This is a genomic window from Pseudoalteromonas aliena (genome assembly GCF_038155085.1).
Taxonomy (GTDB): Bacteria; Pseudomonadota; Gammaproteobacteria; order Enterobacterales; family Alteromonadaceae; genus Pseudoalteromonas; species Pseudoalteromonas aliena_A.
Map to the genome: position 1 here is coordinate 192,775 of NZ_JBAKAU010000004.1, position 23,053 is coordinate 215,827.

22 protein-coding genes are annotated in these 23,053 nt (G+C 40.5%); 6 read left to right on the plus strand and 16 right to left on the minus strand.

Annotated elements, in window-relative coordinates:
- The first annotated feature begins 147 nt into the window (after positions 1–147).
- Positions 148–1,995 carry a sodium:proton antiporter gene (locus V6260_RS06540; protein ID WP_341593230.1) on the plus strand — a complete coding sequence of 616 codons (1,848 nt, stop codon included), beginning with the start codon at positions 148–150 and terminating at the stop codon, positions 1,993–1,995.
- Positions 1,996–2,081: 86 nt separating this feature from the next.
- Here V6260_RS06540 and V6260_RS06545 read toward each other — a convergent pair whose 3' ends face one another.
- From V6260_RS06545 to cutA, 15 genes are all read right to left on the minus strand, one after another.
- On the minus strand, positions 2,082–2,720 hold the full coding sequence (locus V6260_RS06545; RefSeq protein ID WP_341593231.1) for a tetratricopeptide repeat protein: 639 nt from the start codon (positions 2,718–2,720) through the stop codon (positions 2,082–2,084).
- Between the two features lie 111 nt (positions 2,721–2,831).
- Entirely contained in the window at positions 2,832–4,145 is a 1,314-nt protein-coding gene (locus tag V6260_RS06550) for an adenylosuccinate synthase (protein WP_341593232.1), read from the minus strand.
- Between the two features lie 215 nt (positions 4,146–4,360).
- Positions 4,361–5,239: a protease modulator HflC gene (gene hflC / locus V6260_RS06555; RefSeq protein ID WP_341593233.1), complete on the minus strand. Its 879-nt coding sequence runs from the start codon at positions 5,237–5,239 to the stop codon at positions 4,361–4,363.
- Between the two features lie 5 nt (positions 5,240–5,244).
- Positions 5,245–6,414 (minus strand): FtsH protease activity modulator HflK, encoded by a 1,170-nt coding sequence (gene hflK / locus V6260_RS06560; RefSeq protein ID WP_341593234.1) that lies wholly within the window; start codon positions 6,412–6,414, stop codon positions 5,245–5,247.
- A 100-nt stretch (positions 6,415–6,514) separates the two neighbouring features.
- Positions 6,515–7,804, minus strand: coding sequence for a ribosome rescue GTPase HflX (hflX, locus tag V6260_RS06565; RefSeq protein WP_341593235.1), 1,290 nt, complete (start codon positions 7,802–7,804; stop codon positions 6,515–6,517).
- Positions 7,805–7,819: 15 nt separating this feature from the next.
- Positions 7,820–8,083 (minus strand): RNA chaperone Hfq, encoded by a 264-nt coding sequence (gene hfq / locus V6260_RS06570; RefSeq protein ID WP_341593236.1) that lies wholly within the window; start codon positions 8,081–8,083, stop codon positions 7,820–7,822.
- 81 nt (positions 8,084–8,164) lie between these two features.
- On the minus strand, positions 8,165–9,055 hold the full coding sequence (gene miaA, locus V6260_RS06575; protein WP_341593255.1) for a tRNA (adenosine(37)-N6)-dimethylallyltransferase MiaA: 891 nt from the start codon (positions 9,053–9,055) through the stop codon (positions 8,165–8,167).
- Positions 9,056–9,092: 37 nt separating this feature from the next.
- Positions 9,093–10,937: a DNA mismatch repair endonuclease MutL gene (gene mutL, locus V6260_RS06580; RefSeq protein ID WP_341593237.1), complete on the minus strand. Its 1,845-nt coding sequence runs from the start codon at positions 10,935–10,937 to the stop codon at positions 9,093–9,095.
- A gap of 35 nt (positions 10,938–10,972) precedes the next feature.
- On the minus strand, positions 10,973–12,316 hold the full coding sequence (locus V6260_RS06585; RefSeq protein WP_341593238.1) for an N-acetylmuramoyl-L-alanine amidase: 1,344 nt from the start codon (positions 12,314–12,316) through the stop codon (positions 10,973–10,975).
- A gap of 52 nt (positions 12,317–12,368) precedes the next feature.
- A complete protein-coding gene (gene tsaE, locus V6260_RS06590) occupies positions 12,369–12,833 on the minus strand; it encodes a tRNA (adenosine(37)-N6)-threonylcarbamoyltransferase complex ATPase subunit type 1 TsaE (RefSeq protein WP_341593239.1) in 465 nt (154 codons plus the stop codon).
- Positions 12,834–12,962: 129 nt separating this feature from the next.
- Entirely contained in the window at positions 12,963–14,303 is a 1,341-nt protein-coding gene (accC, locus tag V6260_RS06595) for an acetyl-CoA carboxylase biotin carboxylase subunit (RefSeq protein WP_341593240.1), read from the minus strand.
- 26 nt (positions 14,304–14,329) lie between these two features.
- Positions 14,330–14,791 carry an acetyl-CoA carboxylase biotin carboxyl carrier protein gene (accB, locus tag V6260_RS06600; protein ID WP_341593241.1) on the minus strand — a complete coding sequence of 154 codons (462 nt, stop codon included), beginning with the start codon at positions 14,789–14,791 and terminating at the stop codon, positions 14,330–14,332.
- 38 nt (positions 14,792–14,829) lie between these two features.
- Entirely contained in the window at positions 14,830–15,282 is a 453-nt protein-coding gene (aroQ, locus tag V6260_RS06605) for a type II 3-dehydroquinate dehydratase (protein ID WP_341593242.1), read from the minus strand.
- A gap of 227 nt (positions 15,283–15,509) precedes the next feature.
- The gene (locus V6260_RS06610) at positions 15,510–17,345 is read right to left on the minus strand and encodes a protein-disulfide reductase DsbD (RefSeq protein WP_341593243.1); all 1,836 of its coding nucleotides are present in this window, start codon (positions 17,343–17,345) and stop codon (positions 15,510–15,512) included.
- A complete protein-coding gene (cutA, locus tag V6260_RS06615) occupies positions 17,345–17,665 on the minus strand; it encodes a divalent-cation tolerance protein CutA (RefSeq protein ID WP_341593244.1) in 321 nt (106 codons plus the stop codon). The genes V6260_RS06610 and cutA overlap by 1 nt, the downstream gene beginning before the upstream one ends.
- 178 nt (positions 17,666–17,843) lie before the next feature.
- On the opposite strand from cutA, the gene V6260_RS06620 reads away from it, so the two are divergent.
- The 5 genes from V6260_RS06620 to V6260_RS06640 all read left to right on the plus strand — a co-directional run bounded on the left by V6260_RS06620 (position 17,844) and on the right by V6260_RS06640 (position 21,327).
- A complete protein-coding gene (locus V6260_RS06620; protein WP_341593245.1) occupies positions 17,844–18,320 on the plus strand; it encodes an FxsA family protein in 477 nt (158 codons plus the stop codon).
- Between the two features lie 108 nt (positions 18,321–18,428).
- The gene (locus V6260_RS06625) at positions 18,429–18,716 is read left to right on the plus strand and encodes a co-chaperone GroES (protein ID WP_089348829.1); all 288 of its coding nucleotides are present in this window, start codon (positions 18,429–18,431) and stop codon (positions 18,714–18,716) included.
- A 47-nt stretch (positions 18,717–18,763) separates the two neighbouring features.
- Positions 18,764–20,413, plus strand: a complete 1,650-nt coding sequence (gene groL, locus V6260_RS06630) for a chaperonin GroEL (protein WP_341593246.1) — start codon at positions 18,764–18,766, stop codon at positions 20,411–20,413.
- 136 nt (positions 20,414–20,549) lie between these two features.
- Positions 20,550–20,828, plus strand: coding sequence for a hypothetical protein (locus V6260_RS06635; protein ID WP_341593247.1), 279 nt, complete (start codon positions 20,550–20,552; stop codon positions 20,826–20,828).
- Positions 20,829–20,886: 58 nt separating this feature from the next.
- Positions 20,887–21,327: a hypothetical protein gene (locus tag V6260_RS06640; RefSeq protein ID WP_341593248.1), complete on the plus strand. Its 441-nt coding sequence runs from the start codon at positions 20,887–20,889 to the stop codon at positions 21,325–21,327.
- Between the two features lie 13 nt (positions 21,328–21,340).
- Here the strand turns inward: V6260_RS06640 and V6260_RS06645 are convergent, their stop codons facing one another.
- Positions 21,341–22,816 carry an NAD(P)H-hydrate dehydratase gene (locus tag V6260_RS06645; protein ID WP_341593249.1) on the minus strand — a complete coding sequence of 492 codons (1,476 nt, stop codon included), beginning with the start codon at positions 22,814–22,816 and terminating at the stop codon, positions 21,341–21,343.
- Positions 22,817–23,053: the final 237 nt, after the last annotated feature.

A 23,053-nucleotide genomic window follows, 5' to 3' on the forward strand; every position in this document is an offset into this window, starting at 1 on the left:
TCTCGCAAAAACCCGAATGCCGACTAAAATTCCTTAAGTAATTAAAATTAAATTAGTAAATATAAACTTTCGCGTGTATACCCCTGTATTAATAACTAACAAAAGTTATACTTTTAAATAACGTCATCAATAAGGAATTTTTATTCTATGTCAGCAATTTATATAGCCGGTATCGCACTTTGCTCCGTACTTGCCCAATGGGTAGCGTGGGCGTTTAGGGTACCCGCTATTCTCTTTTTATTGCTTACTGGTCTTTTACTCGGGCCATTTAGTGGTGTTTTAGACCCTGATGCACTCTTAGGTGACTTATTATTTCCTGTTGTGTCGCTAAGTGTAGCTGTGATTTTATTTGAGGGTTCTCTCACCTTGCACTTCAGAGAACTTAAAGGGATAAGCAAGGTGGTGCGCAATTTGTGCTCTATAGGAATGCTAACTACCTGTATTATAATTAGTCTCAGTGCTTATTGGTTATTAGAGCTTAATTGGCGTGTGGCTGCAGTGTTAGGCGCCGTTTTGGTTGTTACAGGCCCTACCGTTATAGCACCGTTACTGAATTCAATGCGCCCTACACAAGATATAGATCGCATTTTGCGCTGGGAAGGGATTGTTATTGACCCGATAGGTGCGTTATTTGCGGTGCTTGTTTTTGAAGCGGTAATGCTTGTAGGCCAAGGCGAAGTGCTTAGCCACACTATTATTGCTTTAGTCAAAACACTGGGGGTTGGCCTAAGTATAGGTGTAGCAGCAGGCTGGGTGACAACGCAACTTATGCGCCGTGAGTGGCTGCCATTTGAGCTCCATAAGTTTGGTATTTTGGCACTTGTACTAATTAGTTTTTCTGTATCAAACTATTTAAGCCATGAATCTGGCTTATTAGCAGTCACCGTATTTGGTATATGGCTGGCAAACCAAAATGATTTGGAAATAGATTCAGTACTAGAATTTAAAGAAGATTTGTCGATGATTTTAATATCGACACTGTTTATTTTACTTGCCGCCCGATTACAACTCTCTGATTTAATGATGCTTGATAGCGATGTTTTCATCTTTTTAGCCGTCGTATTATTTATTGCGCGCCCACTGTGTATTGCAATATCCACTTTTGGAACTGATCTGCCCATGAAGTCTCGCTTGGTACTCTCTTGGATTGCCCCTAGAGGTATTGTTGCTGCGGCAGTAGGCTCTGTATTTGCTTTAAGTATGATGGAAGCTGGCGTGGCAGATGCTGAAAAAATGGTGCCGTTAATATTTACTGTAATTATTATCACTGTCGTATTACAAAGTTTAACAGCCATACCTGTGGCTAAATTGTTAGGTGTGCGCCAACCATCACCTAACACTATTTTAATTATTGGTGCTAACCATGTATCACGGGCTATTGGTCGAGGCTTAAAAGAGCAAAACATACCTGTTCACTTATCAGATCCAGCTTGGGAAAACTGTAGAATGGCGCGCATGGATGGATTACCTTGTTATTATGGTAATCCGCAGTCGGAGCATGCTGAGCGCTATTTACCATTAACCACCATTCGAAGTGTATTAGCATTGTCGCCTAATAGGCATCACAATGCACTCGGCGTTCAGTATTTTTCTCATTTGTTAAATGAGAAAAATGTGTTTTCTTTACGCTCATCTACCTCACATGCTAAAGCAAACAAAGACAGTGCCACGTTTTTATCAAGACAGATACTGTTTGGTGACGATGGCTCATACGCACGCTTGAGTAGCATTATAGCTAAAGGCGGTAAAGTCAGTGCAACACGTATTTCAGAAGAGTTTAGCTGGGAGCAATATCAAGAAATGAACTCTGAGGCTATCCCGTTATTTATATTGAAAGGTGATAAAGATAGCGATGACGATACACCTGTAAAACTAAGGCCATTTACAATAGATATGGAAAAGCCACCCCAAGAGGGCGAACGTATTGTCGCATTACAACCTCCTAAAATGTCGGTTTTAAAAGATCCACAAAATAAGGTTAAAGAAGAAGGGTAAATCCCTTAGATTACTCTTAAAGCGTAAAACCCTAGCTCAAAAAGCTAGGGTTTCTTTTTATCTCAATTAACCAAAATTTTATTTTATTACATTGGCATCCGAGCGCGCGCCACAACACTGTCTGGCATTTTTTGCGCTAACTGACTCAGAGCTCGCTCAATTTTTTTATGTGTTGCCTTATCAGCCACCATTGAATTAAACAGCCACCTATAAGCGTCCTCAAAGTCACGCGGGCTACCATAACCATTGTTAAACAACGTCACTAAACGTAGCTGCGCCTTTAAATTACCTTGCGATGATGCCTCTCGTAAATATGTAATGGCCATCGCTTTATCTTGCTGCACTAAGCGCCCAATGTCGTAATAGCGCCCCAATTGTTCTAATGCCGCCGCTAAGCCTTGCTCAGCCGCTTTACGCATGTAATGCACGCCTAACTCTACATTTCGTTCAACACACACACTATAAGCTAGCATGTCTCCATATAAGAACTGATATGATGGTAACGCCATTTTATTGGCTCGCGCTTCAATATCTTGAACCAACTGGCAATCATCTGCCTTTACACGCTGCAAATGTGTATTTTTATTTATAAGTGCAATAAGCTCTGATTCAGTATATAGCGGTACTGCAGCAGGAGATTCATCTGCTAACGCATTGGTATTTATAAGTAAAGATAACGACACTAACGGTACAGCTAGTACTGATTTTTTAAAAAGTTGGCGCATGTTAACCACGTACAAAAATAAACTTACTAAATAATATACAAAGATCGTTCCAAGGTGAATTTTAGACACAAAAAAAGCTGCATTAAGCAGCTTTTTTTACATCATTGGCCATTATGCAAACGGGTTGCGTAGTACCATAGTTTCTACACGATCTGGGCCTGTAGAAATAATATCAACAGGTACACCTGTGATTTCTTCAATGCGCTTAATGTAGTCAATCGCAGCTTTTGGTAAGCCTTCAAGGCTCGTTACACCAACAGTGTTTTCAGACCAACCTGGCATTTCTTCGTATACTGGTGTTACTTTCTCGTAACCTTCAGCAGCTAATGGCGTTACGTTTGTAACTGTGCCATCTTCAAGCTGGTAACCAGTACAGATTTTAAGTGTTTCTAAGCCATCTAAAACGTCAAGCTTAGTTAAACAAAAACCTGAAATGCTGTTGATTTGCACTGCGCGGCGCATTGCTACTGCATCTAACCAACCAGTGCGGCGAAGACGACCTGTTGTAGCACCAAACTCATGACCTTTATCACCTAAGTGCTTACCTACTGGATCTTGCTTATCAAGACCATCGTAAAGCTCTGTAGGGAAAGGGCCTGAGCCAACACGTGTTGTGTACGCTTTAATAATGCCTAAAACGTAATCTAGGTTTAACGGACCAAAACCTGCACCTGTAGCAACGCCACCAGCAGTTGTATTTGAAGACGTTACATAAGGGTAAGTACCGTGATCGATATCAAGTAATGTACCTTGTGCACCTTCAAATAAAATGTGCTCGCCTGCTAAACGTGTTTGATCTAAAAGCTCAGTTACATCAACAACCATTGCTTTTAAGATATCTGCAACAGCCATTGCATCATCAAACGTTTTTTGGAAATCTACAGCGTCTACTTTGTAGTAGTTAACTAATGTGAAGTTATGGTACTCAAGTACTTCTTTTAATTTAACTGCAAATAATTCAGGATTAAATAAATCACCTACACGTAAACCACGACGTGCGACTTTATCTTCGTACGCAGGACCGATACCACGACCTGTTGTACCAATTGGTTTATCGCCACGTGCAGTTTCACGGGCTACATCTAATGCTACATGGAAAGGCAAGATTAGCGGACATGCTTCACTAATTAAAAGACGCTCGCGTACTGGTACGCCGCGCTCTTCAAGCATGCCAATTTCTCTCATTAGCGCTTCTGGTGATAAAACAACACCATTACCAATCACACATTTAACATTGTCACGTAATACACCCGATGGAATAAGGTGTAGAACTGTCTTTTCACCGTCGATAACTAAAGTATGACCCGCATTGTGGCCACCTTGATATCGAACTACTAAAGATGCTTTGTCTGTAAGGAGATCAACAACCTTACCCTTACCTTCGTCACCCCATTGGGTGCCTAATACAACAACGTTTTTACCCATCGTAAATTCACTTAGAGAAAATTAGGACGAGATTTTACCAGAAAACCAAACGAAAGATCACCCCTGTTCAGCTTATTTTTTCTGCGGGTAATATTTAGAAGTAAAACAGAGACTAATATCCACATAAATAACAGTGATTTAAACTACTAAAACGTATTAAACAAAAAACCCCGCAAATGCGAGGCCTTTTAACTTTTAAGTAATTAACGTAAGACCTATTGGGCTTTAGCGCCTTTCATGTATTGGAAGAAGTCACTATCAGGTGAAAGTACCATAACATCTTGCTTATCTTTAAAAGTTTTCTTATAAGCTTCAAGCGAACGCACAAAGCTGAAGAATTCAGGATCTTTATTGTAAGCATTTGCATAGATAGCAGCCGCATCAGCATCACCTTGACCACGTACAGAACGTGCGTTACGCTCAGCATCAGCAAGCATTACGGTTACACGACGATCAACACCAGCGCGAATAGTTTCGGCTTTTTCTTGACCTTCAGAGCGGTGCTCTTTTGCAACTGCAGTTCGCTCAGCGCGCATACGTTGGTAAATAGAGCTACTAACTTCTTGCGGTAAGTTAATTTGCTTAACACGTACATCTAACACCTCAATACCTAGCTCACGTGCACTTTCAGAAGCTTGTACTAACGCCTCTTCCATCAACTCGCTGCGCTCACCTGATACAATTTCGCGAATTGTACGTGTACCAAAGTTTGTACGAAGACCATTGTTCACTTTTTGCTTAAGTAACGTTTCAGCATATTGCTTATCGCCTCGAGCACGTAAGTAAAAAGCGCTAAAGTCGTTTACACGCCATTTAACAAACGAGTCAACAATTAAGTCTTTTTTCTCACTAGTAACAAAGCGATCTGGCGTACCGTCTAACGTTTGAATACGTGCATCAATACGACGTACTTGACTAAAAAACGGCACTTTAAATTGTAGGCCTGGGCCATATACAATCGCTTTGTCGTCACTGTCTTTTTGCACCTTGCTGAATAACATTACAATCGCTTTTTGTCCTTCAGGTACTACAAATACCGATGAAAAAGACATAACAATGGCAGCTAATAGTATTACTAAACTAAAGTTTTTCATTATGATTATCTCCCATCATTAAAGCGGTCATTGTTAAAGCGGTCATTACCACTGTTAACAGAGCTATTGCGTGACGTATTAACTTTATTACGTAAGTCTTGAATATCACTTGAGCTAGGAAGTGCTACGCGAGTTGCAGTGCCTTGCTTGTCCATGATTTTATCAAGAGGTAAATACATCATGTTGTTGCCGCCTTTCACATCAACTAACACTTTAGAGCTGCTACCTAGCACCTCTTCCATTGCGTCAATGTATAAACGTTCACGAGTAACTTGCTTAGCCGCTTGATACTCAGGTAAGAGCTTTTCGAAACGTGCCACTTCACCTTGTGCTTCAAGTGTAATGCGTTCTTGATAACCCTCAGCTTCTTGCGTCATACGTGTTACTTGACCACGAGCACGTGGTTCAATTTCACGCGCATAAGCCTCGGCTTCGCGGATAAAACGTTCTTCATCTTCTTGCGCAGCAATTGCATCATCAAAAGCATCTTTAACTTCTGTTGGTGGGCGTGAGTCTTTAAAGTTAACGTCTGTTACGATTAAACCTAAATTGTAAGGTTCGATGATTTTATTAAGCTCATCCCACGTATTTTGACGAACAACTTCACGTCCATTAGTTAATACTTGGTCCATTTTCGCGTGGCCCACAACATAGCGTAGTGCACTGTCTAGCGCTTCTGCTAAGCTACTGTCAGCGTTCGTTACGCTAAATTCATATAGGTATGGGTCAATAACACGGTATTGCACCTGAAACTCAACACTTACTACGTTTTCGTCTTCGGTTAGCATAAAACCTGATGACGATAACGAGCGAACAGCTTCAATATCTACTGGGATTACCGTTTCGATGAAGGTCATTTTCCAACGTAGACCAGGATCAGCAATTCGGTCGTATTTACCAAATTGTAGAACCACACCACGCTCGGCTTCTTTAACCGTATAAATACCACTTAACGCCCATACAATAACGGCGATAATAAGTATGAATGAAATACCGGCTCCGCCAAGTCCACCGCCGCTACCATTGCCAGATTTTTTCCCGCCAAATAAGCTGCTGAACTTGTTACTAAACTTGCGAAACACCTCGTCTAAATCAGGTGGGCCTTGATCACGTCCGCCTTTATTATTCCACGGATCTTTGTCATTGCCATTATTACCCGGTTCATTCCAGGCCATAGCTATACTCCATTGTTATCTAAATAAATTAGGAAATTGTGTTAAATCTAACAAATCTACCGCGTTTCTCATACAAAAACCGACATTAAAACGTCAATTTTTAATTACGGTTGATAAAACCAGCAATTTCAGGACCAAATTCTTTAATTAAACGATTCCACTCAACCATTGGCATTCTAACATCTAATAACCAATTGCCTTGCTCATCAAAGCGTTCTTCGTGGACTGCATTTAACGTAAACAATGCAGCTCTAAAACGCCCGTACATAGGCGCTAGCAGTAACGTTTCGCTAAACATTTGCTGAGCTAATAGGTCGCTAATTGCTTCACTTAATAACTCACAACCATCACCAGTTTGTGCACTTAACCATACTCTTATAGGTTGGCCTTCGTCATCCCGATCAATTCTTGGGCTAACATCATCAAGTGCATCAATTTTATTGTATATAAGTAATTGCGGAACTTCATCGGCTTCAATTTCTTTAAGCACCGACTGAACTTGTTCAATGTTTTCTTTACGACGAGGGTCTGCCACATCAATAACATGTAACTGTAAGTCTGCCTCTCGCGTTTCTGTAAGTGTTGCTTTAAAAGCTGCGACTAAATCATGCGGTAAATGGCGTATAAACCCTACAGTATCAGCTAAAATTACTGAGCCTACATCGCCTATATCAAGCTTACGTAGTGTTGGGTCAAGTGTTGCAAATAATTGGTCAGCTGCATACACGTCAGAATCAGTGATTCGGTTAAATAACGTTGATTTACCCGCATTTGTATAACCAACCAACGACACGGTAGGAATTTCGTTGCGCGTGCGGGCACGTCTGCCCTGTTCACGTTGCACGGCTACTTTAGCCAATCGAGCGCGAATGTTTTTAATTCTCGCACGTAATAAACGTCTATCTGTTTCTAACTGAGTTTCACCAGGTCCGCGTAAACCTATACCACCTTTTTGTCTTTCAAGATGGGTCCAACCGCGAATAAGTCGGGTCGACATATGGCGTAACTGCGCAAGCTCAACTTGAAGCTTACCTTCATGAGTACGAGCTCTTTGAGCAAAAATATCGAGAATAAGTGTCGTTCTATCAAGTACACGGCATTGGCAAACGCGCTCTAAGTTGCGTTCCTGAGACGGACTTAATTGATGATTAAAAATAACGACTTCTGCATTGTGGATTTTGACAATTTCAGCTATTTCTTCTGCTTTCCCGGTACCGACGAATAGTTTCGGATGTGGTGCTTGACGGCTGCCTTGCACAACCGCCAAACTACTAACACCAGCAGAAGATACCAACATTTCTAATTCATGAAGATCTTCACGATCGCCATCTTTAGGTAAGTCGATATGAACTAAAATTGCCTGTTCGCCGGATTCATAGCGGTCAAACAAGCATTACGCTCCTAATTAAAAGTTTCCAGCTTCTGGCTCTTCAATGTTCTCATCCCCTTGAACACCTTGGAAGTTGACTGCGCGAGCAGGTACAACTGTTGAAATTGCATGTTTATACACCATTTGATTTACGGTGTTTTCAAGTAAAATAACAAATTGGTCAAATGACTGAATTTTACCTTGTAATTTTATGCCATTTACCAAAAAGATTGATACTGGAATGCGCTCACGACGTAGTGCATTCAAAAATGGGTCTTGTAACGATTGGCCTTTTGCCATGTTATTATTCCTTCGTTCTAGGTGTTATTATAATTAAGTGGCTGAACTTATTTAAATAAACTAAATAATGTTCAACTACTACTAGCTTAGCGAACTTACTACACGATGCAAGTTTTCTTCATCACCTGTTGTTAACCAAGTAACATCAGGCCAACTGCGTAGCCACGTTAACTGACGTTTAGCCAATTGCCGAGTTGCTGCAATGCCGCGAAAAACCATTTCATCATGGCTTGTTTCACCCGCAAGGTAATCCCACATTTGTCTATAACCTACACAACGAATAGAAGGCATATTGGGATGTAAATCCTTACGTAGATATAGGGACGAAACTTCTTTTTCAAACCCCTGATCAATCATTATTTTAAACCTTTCTTCAATCCGCTTATGCAATTCACTACGCTGCAGTGGCGCAATGGCAAATTGATGAAAAGTATAAGGTAAAGATGGCTGTTTTTGCTTTTGCAACTCAGTCATTGTTTTACCTGATATACGGTAAACCTCTAAAGCGCGATTAATTCTTTGTGAATCGTTTTCACTTATTTTTTCGGCAGCTTTTGGGTCAACTTTAACAAGTTCTTTATACAAGTAAGGCCAACCATGCTCATTAGCTTGTGCTTCAAGCTCTGCTCGTATAGTTGCATCAGCCTCAGGCAATGGTGATAAGCCATCAACTAATGCCTTAAAGTACATCATTGTACCGCCAACAAGTACAGGTACTTTACCTTGTTTATGAAATTCATCAATTTTTTGTACCGCATCGCGCCTAAAGTCAGCCACCGAGTAGGTTTCACTAGGATCCAGTAGATCAATTAAATGATGCGGGGCACGTGCAAGTTCTTCAGCGTCTGGTTTTGCAGTGCCAATATCCATATCTTTATATACTAACGCTGAATCGACGCTGATAATTTCAGTATTTAAATGCTCACACAACGAAATTGCCAATGCTGTTTTGCCAGCGGCGGTTGGGCCCATTAAAAATATAACCGGTAAATTACTCAACACGAACACCTTAATTTAATTGCGTTAAATAGCTATTTAACTCTATTTTAACTGCTTTTTCTTGCAAACGTTCAATTGTTTGCGGATTATTTTGTAAGCGAATTTGTTGCTCTAAGAATACATTACTTGAATAAAAGCGAGCTGGTACACACGCTAACTGCCATTCAAGCCAACTTTCAATATTTTCTAATTCTGACTTACATGCAATCAGTAAATGTTCTATTGCATTAGATACATCAAGTAAATACAAACAAGCAGGTAACTTCTTAACCATAACGAATTGTTTTTCTATAACAAGTTCAAAACCAAGTAAGGTAAACCATGATTGTTGCGCTGCTATTATCATGCAATCTTCTTTTGATAAATTAACTCTTACTGGTAATAAAAGTGCTTTACCTTCAAGGCTGCCGAACTCTTTTATTTGCCTATGCCAATCATCAGGTAATGCGTATTTAAAGTGCGAACAATAAAGTTGCTGCTCTAAACTAAATACGCATAAGCCTTCGGTTACACTTAGTATTGCGACTTCATTCAGCTTTGCGAGTTGTTCATTGCTAAAAGTATTGTTCGAAGTGCTTGTAATATTATCAAAATGCACCGCATGTTGCTCACTTACACCTTGATAAAACGCATTTACGTCGTGATGATTAGTCGCTTCATTGCTACGATAAGCATTACCGCTGCCACCACTTGAAGAACGTGAGGCAGAGTCGCCACTAAAGGCTGATTTAGATGATTGTAATTGCGATTTGGGGTAATCAAAAATACCTGTCGACTGTGCTGTTTCATTACCTGTATACAAAGACTCAGAACCAGCTGTTATAGCCTGCTGCTCATTGTCGATTGATTCACTAACAAACTCACCTTGCAGAGGTACTACAACTTGTTTAATTGCCTGTAAAATAAAATCATGTACTAAGCGACCTTGATGAAAACGCACTTCGTGCTTTGCAGGATGTACGTTTACATCAACCTGGCGAGGATCTATATCAATATAAATAACAAAACCTGGTAACTCTTGAGTGCCACTTACCTCTTCAAATGCTTGGCGTATAGCATGCAAAATAAGCTTATCGCGCATCATACGATTATTAACATAAGTATACTGAGTTGTATTAGCTGAGCCGACAGGTAATACCCAGCCATGTAATTGCAGGCCGCCGTCACCCGATTGAATATGCAACCCTTGTTCTGCAAATGCTTTACCAGCTACTTGCGCAACGCGAGTAATAGCTTGCGCAGGGTCTGTTTTAGCGCGATATTGCCTTACAACCTTTTGATTGTGAGTTAGCGTTATAGAAACATCAAAACGACTAAGCGCAATGCGTTTTATAAGCTCATCAATATGGCTAAATTCAGTTTTTTCGGTACGCAAAAATTTACGGCGAGCTGGGGTGTTAAAAAATAAGTCTTTTACTTCAATGGTGGTGCCATCAGGATGCGCTACAGGCCTAACCTGCACAGCCATATCACGACCTTCTGCAAACGCTTGCCAAGCAGCTTCTTGTTCTTTAGGTTTTGAACTAAGCGTTAAACGCGATACAGAACTAATTGACGCAAGCGCCTCGCCTCTAAAGCCAAGTGAGCAAATATTTTCTAAATCATCGAGGGATTTCAATTTACTTGTTGCATGACGAGAAAGCGCGAGGGTTAGCTCATTTTTGCTTACCCCTGAACCGTTATCACGAATACGAATAAGCTTATGACCGCCGCGCTCTATCTCTACCTGGATGCGGGTAGCGCCAGCATCTAAACTGTTTTCGATGAGCTCTTTGACTACCGATGCAGGACGCTCAACCACTTCACCAGCAGCTATTTGGTTAGCTAAACGCGCGGGTAATATTTCAATATTCATGGGGTTTCCTAGCAGGCATTGCGCTAAAATAATGTCTAGCTTTGTGGTATATCGAGCTCTTGACCTATAAATAAAGTACTAGAGGTGAGTTTGTTAACTTGTTTTAACTCACTAACAGTGATGCCATAGCGACTTGCCAACATACTCAAAGACTCACCTGGACGCACTTTATGCTTAGTCGGATATTGCGACTTTAATTTAGCAAATAGGGAGTCATCCGGTGGATTCTTTAAATAGTAATTTTTGATCGAAGTAAATATCGCTTTAGCTAAACGCTCTTGATGATTAGCGCTTTTTAGTAGCTTTTCTTCTTTAGGGTTAGATATAAATCCCGTTTCCACCAAAATAGAAGGTATGTCCGGTGATTTCAATACTGCAAGACTTGCATGCTGTGGATCTTTCTTATGAAGTTTAGCTACCTTTCTAAGCTCTTTGACTACTTCATCAGCAACATTCAGACCTGTTTTCATTGAATGATCCATCGACATATCAAGTAAAGCTTGCGCTAAGTATTTTTCATTTGCAGCATCTTTTATCACATCCGCAGCACCACCTAAAAGCTCAGAATGCTTTTCTTTATCTTCTATCCATTTACCTATTTCGGAATTAGCTCTGCTCAATGATAACACCCATACAGAGGCACCATTTGGCCCAGGGCTCGTAAATGCATCAGCATGAATAGAAACAAAAAAATCTGCTTTTTTTTCACGAGCACGATTAGTGCGGGTATTTAGTTTTACAAAATAATCACCGCTTCGTACCATACGCGAAATCATACCGCGCTCGCCATCAATCATACGTTCTAGACGTTTAGCTATTTGTAATGTTACTGTTTTCTCATAAGTGCCAGATGGGCCGATAGAGCCTGGGTCTTCACCTCCATGCCCTGCATCTATAGCTATTACAATATCGCGTTCTTGGCTTAGTTGGCGATTTTTAGCCGCTGTTTGTGCAGGTGACGCAACGGCTCGCTTTTGAGCTTTATTATATAAATCGACTACTAATCTATTTTTATAAGGGCCAGCTGGTGCTAGTGCAAAAATAACGGGTTTAACCGGAGAACTTAGCTCGAACACTAACCGAACGCTTTTTTTGTTTTTCGGTTTGGAATATCGCAGCTTACTAACAATTTGATGTTTTGGCGGAACGCCTGGCAGTATTTTAAGCTCGTTAGTATTTTCTAAGTCAACGACTAAACGGCTCGGATTTTTAAGCATGAAGTAGCTAAAATCTGGCTTTTCATCTAGATCAAATACAATACGAGTGCTATCTGGCGATGGCCAAACTCGCGCACTATTAATAGTATTTTGCGCCCACAGCGGCAAACTCATAGCAAACACCATGAGAGTAAGAAGTAATTTAGTTATACCTGGAGTCATTTTAATAACTACTGCCTTAACTATTTTTATTATAAAAGCTAGCCTTTGTATGTTAGCTATTTAGTTTTTCGACAATTGCTACACCGCGCTCACTCGCACTATTTATAACAATTTTACGTTCGTTACCCGCATAGCTTAGGGTAATATCTAAATCAGGCACGGGAATAAATTCCCCACCTTTCTCAGGCCACTCAACAACACAAATTGCATTTGCTGAAAAATAATCGCGTATTCCCATATATTCAAGCTCTTCAGAGTCCCCCAAACGATACAGATCAAAATGGTATACATTTGCTCGTTCAAGTTCATAAGGTTCCACTAATGTGTATGTAGGGCTTTTAACCTTACCCGTATGGCCAAAACCTTGAATTACGCCTCGTGTAAAAGTTGTTTTTCCAGCACCTAAATCTCCATGTAAATAAATAACCGCGCCTTGCCCTATTATACCTGCAACCCGATTACCCATTGCTACTGTGGCTATTTCATCATTTAAGTGAGATTGGAAACTACACGTCATTATTACCTCAAAAAATTTACTTAAAAGCGCATATTGGCTAATCATACCAGAATATTTATTTAAGGCGATAAATTGCAGTTTTACACATAAAAAAAACCGGCCTAAGCCGGTTTTTTAAAAACAGAGAAATTATAGTCCTAACTTTTTCTCAAGGTAGTGGATATTAGTTCCACCACTTTGAAAGTTTTCATCTGCAAGAATACGTTTATGCAAAGGAGTATTAGTTTTAATTCCGTCAATCACGAGCTCGTTAAGTGCATTACGCGCACGTGCTATAGCAACATCACGATTTTCACCGTAAGTGATTAACTTACCAACCATTGAATCGTAATGTGGTGGTACTGTGTAGTCAGCATAAATATGACTGTCCCAACGAATACCTAAACCACCTGCTGGATGGAAACGTGTTATTTTTCCTGGTGAAGGGATAAACGTTTCAGGATCTTCAGCATTAATACGACACTCAATAGCGTGACCACGAATAACAACGTCGTCTTGCGTGAATGATAATGGTTGACCCGCAGCAATTTTTAACTGCTCTTTGACTAAATCAATACCAGTAACCATTTCAGTTACAGGGTGTTCAACCTGAATACGGGTATTCATTTCGATGAAATAAAACTCGCCGTTTTCGTATAAAAATTCAAACGTACCTGCACCGCGGTAACCGATTTCAATGCATGCACGTGTACAGCGCTCACCAATAAATTTACGTGTTTCTGCAGTAATACCTGGTGCGGGTGCTTCTTCAACTACTTTTTGGTGACGGCGTTGCATAGAACAATCTCGTTCACCTAAATGCACGGCATTACCTTGACCATCTGCTAACACTTGAACTTCGATATGGCGTGGGTTTTCAAGGAATTTCTCCATGTAAACCATGCTATTACCAAAAAACTGCTTGGCTTCTTGCTGTGTTAATGCAATTGAATCAATAAGTTCAGCTTCGCTGCGAACAACACGCATACCACGACCACCACCGCCACCAGCGGCCTTGATGATTACCGGGTAACCGATTCGTTTGGCGATTTGCATGTTACGTTCTTTATCATCCGATACCGGACCATCAGATCCTGGTACACATGGAACGCCTGCTTTACGCATTGCTGAAATAGCAGAAACTTTATCACCCATAAGGCGAATAGTGTCACCTTTTGGACCAATAAATACAAAACCACTTTGCTCGACTTGGTCGGCAAAATCAGCATTTTCTGCAAGAAAACCATAACCTGGATGAATCGCTACAGCGTCAGTTATTTCAGCCGCAGCAATAATGCGCGGGATATCTAAATAACTTTCAGTTGCTGATGGTCTACCAATACAGATGGTTTCATCTGCAAGCAATACATGCTTAAGATCGCGATCCGCCGTTGAATGCACAGCAACCGTTTTGATCCCAAGCTCTTTGCAGGCGCGCAATATACGAAGTGCAATTTCACCTCGGTTTGCTATGACTACTTTATCTAACATTAGAGTTGGCCTTTTAGGTTACGCTATTATTCAATGATGAATAGAGGTTGATCAAATTCTATTGGCTCGCCATTTTCAGCTAAGATAGCTCTTACTGTACCGGCTTTATCAGCTTCAATTTGGTTCATCATTTTCATAGCTTCGATAATACAAAGCGTGTCGCCAACTTTAACTTGTTGACCAACTTCTACATACGCTGGAGCTTCTGGAGACGCTGCTGCATAGAAAGATCCAACCATTGGTGATTTAACTTGATGACCAGTAGGTTCTGCTGCTTCAACTGCTACAGGAGCTGCTGCAACTGGAGCTGGAGTTGGGGCTGCTTGTGCTGGTGCGTATTGCTGTGGAGCAAATTGCGGGTAACCAGGGCCTGCGCTCATGTTGTTACGGTTAATACGTACTGATTCTTCACCTTCAGTGATTTCTAGTTCAGCAATACCTGATTCTTCTACTAATTCGATAAGCTTCTTTATCTTGCGAATATCCATTACACGACCCGCCTATTTGTTTGTGTGTTAATTTAAAATTAAATTGCGTTTTGCAACCGGCTTACAGCAGCATTTAATGCTGCGTGATAACCCATTGCGCCTAATCCACATACCACGCCTTGTGCCACATCTGAAAAATACGAATGATGGCGAAACGCTTCACGCCCGTGCACATTACTTAAGTGCACCTCAAAAAACGGAATATCAACACTCAGCAATGCATCACGTAATGCGACGCTCGTATGCGTAAATGCAGCAGGATTGATAATTATGTAATCAACCGCTTGCCAAGCATCATGAATTCGTTCGATGAGTGCTTGCTCACTATTACTTTGAAAATGCGTTAACTCAACATCTAGACTATTAGCGGCACTGGTTAGTTCGTTCATAATCTCACTGAGCGTCTGAAAACCGTATTTATCCGGTTCACGTTTGCCCAGCATGTTTAAATTTGGACCATTTATAACTAAAAGGTTAAATTTTGCAGCCATAATACGCGATATATCCTATAAGTAATGAGTTAAGCAGTTACTAACTAATTTCTCACTTTTAAGTAAGCAGAAAAAGTAATGTAGCAACAATTTCTCACGTTAACCAACTATTATAGTGATTTCGACGTAAATAGCAGCAAAATACTGGTCTTATCAGTGTTGGAGGTACAGACAAAAGAAGAGTTAAGAAAATGCCACTCTCTAAATTAAGTGGCACTATTGCACTATTATTGTGCGCTGGTACGCACTATAGCTAGATGTTTAGCAAAATTATCAGCGTTTAAAAAGCCAGTCACTCGTTGCGTGCTAAGCTCTTGACCTTGAGTATTAAAAAACAAAATACTAGGTAAACCGAATACCGTGTACTCTTCCATCAGCTCAATTGTTTTATTATCGCTCTCAGTTAAATCAATTTGTATAAGCTGATAGTGGCTAAACTCACTTTGTACTTTGGCATCAGGAAAGGTGTAATGTTCAAACTCTTTACACGCCACGCACCAGTCGGCATATAAATCGACCATAACCATTCGACCTTCGTCGTTTGCTTGCGCTACGGCTTCTTTTAGCTCAGCTAAATCAGCTACCTGCTTAAACTCATTATTTTTTGAGCTTACCTGTACCGTTTGTACTTGCACCGGCCAAAAGTAGCTTTTAGTCAACGTAAAGCCTGTAATAACGAGTAGCGTTGCAGCAAACCACAGCGCTGTTTTTAACTTGCTTTGTGTTTGGCTACTTTGCCAGTAATGTAGGTAAAGTGCCGTTGCTAATGCAAGTACACCGGCCATTAATAATATAATGTCTGCACTTATCAGGCGCTCAAGTAATATAAGCGGCACAACAAGCATTACAAAGCCAAACAAGGTTTTAACTTGCTCCATCCAACCACCTGCTTTAGGGAGTAATTTACCACCAGATGTACCGAGTAATAGCAGTGGTAATCCCATACCTAAACTGAGCACATACAGCGTTAACCCTCCTACTAAGTAATCACCACTTTGCGCTACAAATAATAGTGCAGCCGACAGTGGTGCGGTAGTACACGGTGATGCAATTAAACCCGACAGTACACCCATAAAAAATACACCAACGTAGTTGCCGCCTTTTTGGTTATTACTTACTTGGGTTAATTTACTCATCATACTGCTAGGCAGTTTTATTTCGTACCAACCAAACATCGACATAGCAAGTAGAACAAACAATAAACTAAAGCTAACTAATACGAATGGATGTTGTAAGTAACCCTGCACTTGCCCACCAAGCGCGGCAACAACTAAACCAAGTGCGGCATAGGTAACTGCCATGCCTTGTATATATACAAACGACAACGCAAACGCTTTTTTAGTCGAAAGGTTTTGTTGACCCGCAATTAAGCTCGACAGAATAGGAAACATAGGGAATACGCATGGCGTAAAAGCAAGGCCTACGCCTACTACAAAAAATATGAGTAAATTAGTTATTAAGCCCTGACTTGCTAACTGCTCAGTAAAGGTGAGTTCTTTTTTGATGTCATCTGAATTTCTTGTTGGTTCAGTAGCTGGCTCGTTGAGTGCTGCAAGTGTACTTTGCGCTGTTGCCGCTTCATCGGTCGCACTATTTTTATCAACGTTTTTAATCTGTGCGCCACTAATTATACTAAGTGGGATGCTGATCACTTCTGGTGGATAACAAAGCCCTGCTTTTGCACAGCCTTGGTAACGAACTTTAACCACGGCGCCTTCGTTTATGTTGCTTAGCTTACTTACAACACTCGCAGAATTGAAAAAGACCTCTGTTTTACCAAAAAATTCATCTTCAATAATTTCGCCACTGCCAGAATCGCCTACTTGAATGTCTGCACCTTTGGCGATAATTTCTATTTTCTTTTTATATAAATAGTAGTCTGGCGCTATATCCCAACCTACAAACAAGGTACTGCCTTGTTGGTCAAAATCAAAAACAAACGCTTGATCTACAGGTAAAAAAGTCTGTTGAGGAGGCCCAAGTAGATCACCAAGCACATTATTAGTCGCAGCCTTTACGGGTACGGTTAATAATGTAACCAACAATAAAAAGAAAAAACGCATTAATTCAGTACCTCGTCCATCCAATTAAAATACGCCAAATTACCTGTTGAAACTTCTACAACCTGAATCTCCGGCACTTCGTAACTATGTAGCTCTTTTATAGTTAAAAACACATCGTTCATTTTATCTGCTTTTGTTTTTATAAGTAGCTTGGCTTCAGTTGCTTCTGTCACTTCGCCTTCCCACATATAAATAGAGCCCATGTTAGATAAAATATTTACACAAGCTGCTAGCTTTTTTTCTACTAATGCCCTTGCTAGGCTGCGTGCTTCTGCTTCATCTTTGCAGGTCGTAAAAATCATTTTAAAATGCGTATTCATTATGAACCTATACTTATTGGACAGTGTCTAGCTTCATAGTATCTGATAGCCGATACAATGTGTAGACGCTTAAATATCAGTAAAATGACTATACCTATGCCCTAACCTTGAAAAGAGACCTACTCACCCTCACTTATATTTCATCAACTCTTTTGAGTGCCATTATTTAGAGAGCGCTATGTTTAGATTTTTATTTGTGTTGTTTATCATAATCCCTATTATCGAAATAGCCTTACTGATTCAAGTAAGCGATGTGATTGGCGGATTTGCAACAATTGCACTTGTTGTTATTACCGCGATTTTAGGTGCAAAAATGGTTAAAAAACAAGGTATGGGTGCGCTGCAAAACGTGCAGACACAAATGGCACAAGGGCAAATGCCAGCCAAAGAATTATTTACCGGAATTTGCGTGGTAATTGCAGGTGTATTACTTTTAACGCCTGGTATTATGACTGATGTATTTGGCTTACTGTTATTAACCCCTGCAATTCGTAATAAATTAGCTGCAGGTCTTGCTAGCCAAGCAACGGTTAGAATGAGTGCGGGTATGCAGCAAGGTTCATCTCCATTCGCCGGGCAGCAACAAACAAAGCAAGAACAGCCAAAAATGGAACAACCAACAACTATTGATGGAGAATATGAAAGAAAAGATTAAAAATTTATCGTTTTTTCTCTTGGAATTTTTCACTCCACCCCCATTAATGATTGCAAATTAGAAAAGCTTTATTCTGTACTGTTCAGAAACTGTTAGGAGAACTAAAAAATGAACATTCGTCCTTTACAAGATCGCGTAATCGTTAAGCGTCTAGAAGAAGAAACCAAGTCTGCTGGCGGTATTGTATTAACTGGCTCTGCAGCTGAAAAATCAACTCGCGGAGAAGTTATTGCCGTTGGTAATGGTCGCGTTCTAGAAAACGGTGACGTTAGAGCTTTAGAAGTAAAAGCCGGTGACACAGTGTTATTTGGCTCATATGTTGAAAAAACTGAAAAGATCGAAGGTCAAGAGTACCTGATCATGCGTGAAGACAATATTTTAGGCATTGTAGGCTAACCCTACTTTTCGTTAACAAACATTTAAGAATTTAGAGGAATTTAAACATGGCAGCAAAAGAAGTACTTTTTGCAGGTGACGCACGCGCTAAAATGCTAACTGGCGTAAACATCCTGGCTAACGCAGTAAAAGTTACATTAGGCCCTAAAGGCCGTAACGTTGTACTAGACAAATCATTTGGTTCTCCAGTGATCACTAAAGATGGTGTATCTGTAGCAAAAGAAATCGAACTTGAAGACAAGTTTGAAAACATGGGCGCACAAATGGTGAAAGAAGTTGCATCTAAAGCAAATGATGCAGCCGGCGATGGTACAACTACCGCAACAGTACTTGCACAGTCTATTGTTAATGAAGGCCTTAAAGCAGTTGCAGCAGGCATGAATCCAATGGATCTTAAGCGCGGCATCGATAAAGCAGTTATTGCTGCTGTTGCAGAGCTTAAAGCGTTATCTGTTCCTTGTGCTGACGCTAAAGCTATCGCACAGGTAGGTACTATTTCAGCTAACTCTGATAAAGAAATTGGCGACATCATTGCAGAAGCAATGGAAAAAGTAGGCCGTAACAGTGGTGTTATTACTGTTGAAGAAGGTCAATCACTTGAAAACGAACTAGATGTTGTTGAAGGTATGCAGTTTGATCGTGGTTACTTATCTCCTTACTTTATCAACAACGCTGAAAAAGGCGCAGTTGAATTAGATAACCCATTTATTCTACTTGTAGATAAAAAAATATCGAACATCCGCGAGCTATTACCAACGCTTGAAGCCGTTGCTAAAGCAAGTAAGCCACTACTTATTATTGCAGAAGACCTTGAAGGTGAAGCTCTTGCTACTTTAGTCGTTAATAACATGCGTGGTATTGTTAAAGTATCAGCGGTTAAAGCACCTGGTTTTGGCGATCGTCGTAAAGCAATGCTACAAGATATCGCAGTGTTAACTGGCGGTACTGTTATTTCTGAAGAAATCGGCTTAGAGCTTGAAAAAGCAACAGTTGAAGACTTAGGTACAGCTAAGCGTGTTGTTATCACTAAAGACGATACAACAATCATCGATGGTGCTGGTGAAGAAGCGGGCATTACTGGTCGTGTTTCTCAAATTAAAGCACAAATTGAAGAAGCAACGTCAGACTACGATAAAGAGAAACTACAAGAGCGTATGGCTAAACTTGCCGGCGGTGTTGCAGTAATCAAAGTAGGCGCAGCAACTGAAATTGAAATGAAAGAGAAAAAAGACCGTGTGGAAGATGCATTACATGCAACTCGCGCAGCGGTTGAAGAAGGCGTAGTACCTGGCGGCGGTGTTGCACTTGTACGCGCAGCAAGCAAGTTACTTGCTCTTGTTGGCGACAACGAAGATCAAAACCACGGTATTAAAGTTGCACTTCGTGCGATGGAAGCCCCCCTTCGTCAAATCGTAACTAACGCAGGTGACGAAGCTTCTGTTGTTATTAACGCAGTTAAAGGCGGCGAAGGTAACTACGGTTACAACGCAGCAACTGGCGAATACAACGACATGATTGAAATGGGTATCCTAGATCCAACTAAAGTAACGCGCTCTGCACTACAATTTGCAGGGTCTATTGCGGGTCTAATGATCACTACTGAAGCAATGGTAGCTGAAATCCCTAAAGATGAATCTGCTGGTGCACCTGATATGGGTGGCATGGGCGGAATGGGTGGCATGGGCGGCATGATGTAATAAACATCACCGTTTAAGCACCTTGCTTATATAAAAAACCAGCTTCGGCTGGTTTTTTGCTTTTTAGTATAAAAACCATTGATATTGTTTAATTTATACCCATAACTTAATTATGTATAACTAAGATTTATATTAAATGGATTTATTAAATAACAACGGAATATTCATCTTCTTTGTTTTTGTTGCCCTTGTGACTGGGTTATTTTCATTCGTAGTTTGGGCTATGCTGAAAATGGTAACGTGGGGTAAAAGCATGTCTAAGGGGGCTTATTTATTTTTAGCGTTTTTCCCGCTTATTTCATTGATGCCTATTCCGCCACCTACCTACGAAAATGTTCAAAAAGCTAAACAAGAGCAGCGTAAACGTAAAGGAGACTCAGGCGATCCACTCGAGGATGATGAACTAAACGATTAAATTGATGGTTTACATAATAAAACGTGACCGATTACAGCTTAATAATTAGTGAGATAAAGTGCTGTTAAATATAAAAGCAAAATTTTTATTAAGCGCAGGAGTTATTGCATCTGCAGCGGCTGTATGGCATTTACTTTGTATTTGGGGTGGCACTAGTTGGTTTATATTTGCTCGCGCTCCAATACAAATAATAGAATCATCACAGCAAGGTACATTCCTTGCGCCTTTAGGTAGTATTGCAATAGCTGGACTCATGTTTGCCTGTACTGCATTTGCCTTATCCGCAATTGGCTTCGTGCGTCACATAGTACTGACCAGAACCGCTTTAATTACTATTGCAACCTTGTGTATTATACGAAGCTTAATAATTATCCCTGCATTAATACGAGCCGATACGTGGAATATTATAGCAAGCAGTGTTTGGCTTTATGTAGGTGTATGCTTTTTAGTGGGCGCAATAACGTTCCACAATTTAAAACCGAACACTACTAATAGTTGAGTGACGCTTAAACTCACGTCACTTTATTAACTAACTCTCTTACGATTGAGAATAGATCGCTGGGTAGCATGCCCCTTTGCCCGTCTCGCTCACTGGCGATATCACCGGCTTTAGCGTGCAGTGTTACGCCATAGCGCGCTGCTTCATCAATATTTAAACCTTGAGCCAGTAAAGCACCAATAATACCAGTTAGTACATCGCCACTACCACCCACGGCCAGTGCCGGATTGCCGTCCTCACACACCCATGTGTGCTCAGCATTATCAATTAAGGTACCTGCGCCTTTTAATACGCACGTAGCGTTATAGCGCTTTGCACATAGGCGAGCATTTTCAAACCTATTAGACTCAATTTCTTGTGTCGCTGTACTTAATAGCCTTGATGCTTCTCCTGGGTGTGGCGTAAGTATGCATCGCTCTAACATGTATGATGAAGCTTGCTTAGCCAGTAAGTTAAGGGCATCTGCATCTATAACTAATGGCATTTTATTATTTTGGCAATATTGCATTACTTCATCGAACGTTTGTTGTGCCCATTCGTCCTGCCCAAGCCCTGGCCCTATTACCACACTGCTAGCCCATTCAAGCGCTTGTTGTAAATAGGCACTGCTTACCATTAATTCTGGCCTACCAATGCTTACAGGCACTATAGAGCTTGAATGTGTATATACTCTTACCATACCAGCACCAGCTCTAAGTGCAGCTTCGCTGGTTAATCTAATTGCTCCTGCAGTCCCTTCATTTCCGCCTACACAGAGTAGTTTGCCATGAGTTCCTTTATGACTATTTTGGCTTCGTGCACCAAGCTTTTTAAAACTATTAATATTTATAAGTGTACCGCTTGAAGCTGCGAGCTCTAAAAATGCAGTTCCAATATTTAGATCGTCAAATATTAACTGCCCGCAATGTTGTTTACCTATAGCCGTTGTCAGCCCCTGCTTAATACCAACAAAAGTTATTGTTTTACTTGCTTGTATAGCAATACCTAAAGGTTGGCCAGTATCAGCGCTGATGCCTGAGGGGACATCTATACTCAATACAGGTTTATTACAGGCGTTAATTTCATTAATAATTTTAGCAAAATTATCGCATACCGAACTTTTGATCCCGGTACCTAACATTGCATCTATAATTAAATCGCTACGGTGTAATAATTCACTTGAATATGCATTAATTTCACCGCCTTCATCACGCCACAATTTATATGCTTTAGCGGCATCTCCTGTTAATGTCTTCTCGGGATCAACAGCACACAAAGTCACCAGCTTACCCGACTGCTTAATTAGACTCGCGGTAATATAACCATCTCCAGCGTTATTACCATGACCCACAATCACCAAGGTATGCCCAGCATTAAACTCTTTCCAGAGATTGAATACAGCTTTCCCTGCGCGCTGCATGAGAGTAAATAACTCACAATGACTATTTTTAGCAGCGAGAACCTCGTTATCCCTAACTTCTTTTACGGTAAATATTCGTTTATTTAGCATAAGGACTCCTTTAATAAGTGACACTTTACCTTATCAAATACACATATCTAGGGGCTAGCTTTGTGAGCATTTTTCAATCGGAATTAATTCGTTTATTAAAGTGCACTATAGGTAGAGTAATTATCGGGGTCAGATCATTTTACTAATAACTGATAGCTGAAAACTAAACGCTTTTCTTCAGACATTAAAAAACCCGAGACTAAGCTCGGGTTTTTTTAGTATTAATTAACTTAAAAG

Bases quoted from the DNA above. Each gene is read 5' to 3' on its own strand.
- V6260_RS06540 (WP_341593230.1), top strand. From the start codon at position 148: ATGTCAGCAATTTATATAGCCGGTATCGCACTTTGCTCCGTACTTGCC.
- V6260_RS06545 (WP_341593231.1), bottom strand. From the start codon at position 2,720: ATGCGCCAACTTTTTAAAAAATCAGTACTAGCTGTACCGTTAGTGTCG.
- V6260_RS06550 (WP_341593232.1), bottom strand. From the start codon at position 4,145: ATGGGTAAAAACGTTGTTGTATTAGGCACCCAATGGGGTGACGAAGGT.
- hflC (WP_341593233.1), bottom strand. From the start codon at position 5,239: ATGAAAAACTTTAGTTTAGTAATACTATTAGCTGCCATTGTTATGTCT.
- hflK (WP_341593234.1), bottom strand. From the start codon at position 6,414: ATGGCCTGGAATGAACCGGGTAATAATGGCAATGACAAAGATCCGTGG.
- hfq (WP_341593236.1), bottom strand. From the start codon at position 8,083: ATGGCAAAAGGCCAATCGTTACAAGACCCATTTTTGAATGCACTACGT.
- miaA (WP_341593255.1), bottom strand. From the start codon at position 9,055: ATGGGCCCAACCGCCGCTGGCAAAACAGCATTGGCAATTTCGTTGTGT.
- mutL (WP_341593237.1), bottom strand. From the start codon at position 10,937: ATGAATATTGAAATATTACCCGCGCGTTTAGCTAACCAAATAGCTGCT.
- V6260_RS06585 (WP_341593238.1), bottom strand. From the start codon at position 12,316: ATGACTCCAGGTATAACTAAATTACTTCTTACTCTCATGGTGTTTGCT.
- tsaE (WP_341593239.1), bottom strand. From the start codon at position 12,833: ATGACGTGTAGTTTCCAATCTCACTTAAATGATGAAATAGCCACAGTA.
- accC (WP_341593240.1), bottom strand. From the start codon at position 14,303: ATGTTAGATAAAGTAGTCATAGCAAACCGAGGTGAAATTGCACTTCGT.
- accB (WP_341593241.1), bottom strand. From the start codon at position 14,791: ATGGATATTCGCAAGATAAAGAAGCTTATCGAATTAGTAGAAGAATCA.
- aroQ (WP_341593242.1), bottom strand. From the start codon at position 15,282: ATGGCTGCAAAATTTAACCTTTTAGTTATAAATGGTCCAAATTTAAAC.
- V6260_RS06610 (WP_341593243.1), bottom strand. From the start codon at position 17,345: ATGCGTTTTTTCTTTTTATTGTTGGTTACATTATTAACCGTACCCGTA.
- cutA (WP_341593244.1), bottom strand. From the start codon at position 17,665: ATGAATACGCATTTTAAAATGATTTTTACGACCTGCAAAGATGAAGCA.
- V6260_RS06620 (WP_341593245.1), top strand. From the start codon at position 17,844: ATGTTTAGATTTTTATTTGTGTTGTTTATCATAATCCCTATTATCGAA.
- V6260_RS06625 (WP_089348829.1), top strand. From the start codon at position 18,429: ATGAACATTCGTCCTTTACAAGATCGCGTAATCGTTAAGCGTCTAGAA.
- groL (WP_341593246.1), top strand. From the start codon at position 18,764: ATGGCAGCAAAAGAAGTACTTTTTGCAGGTGACGCACGCGCTAAAATG.
- V6260_RS06635 (WP_341593247.1), top strand. From the start codon at position 20,550: ATGGATTTATTAAATAACAACGGAATATTCATCTTCTTTGTTTTTGTT.
- V6260_RS06645 (WP_341593249.1), bottom strand. From the start codon at position 22,816: ATGCTAAATAAACGAATATTTACCGTAAAAGAAGTTAGGGATAACGAG.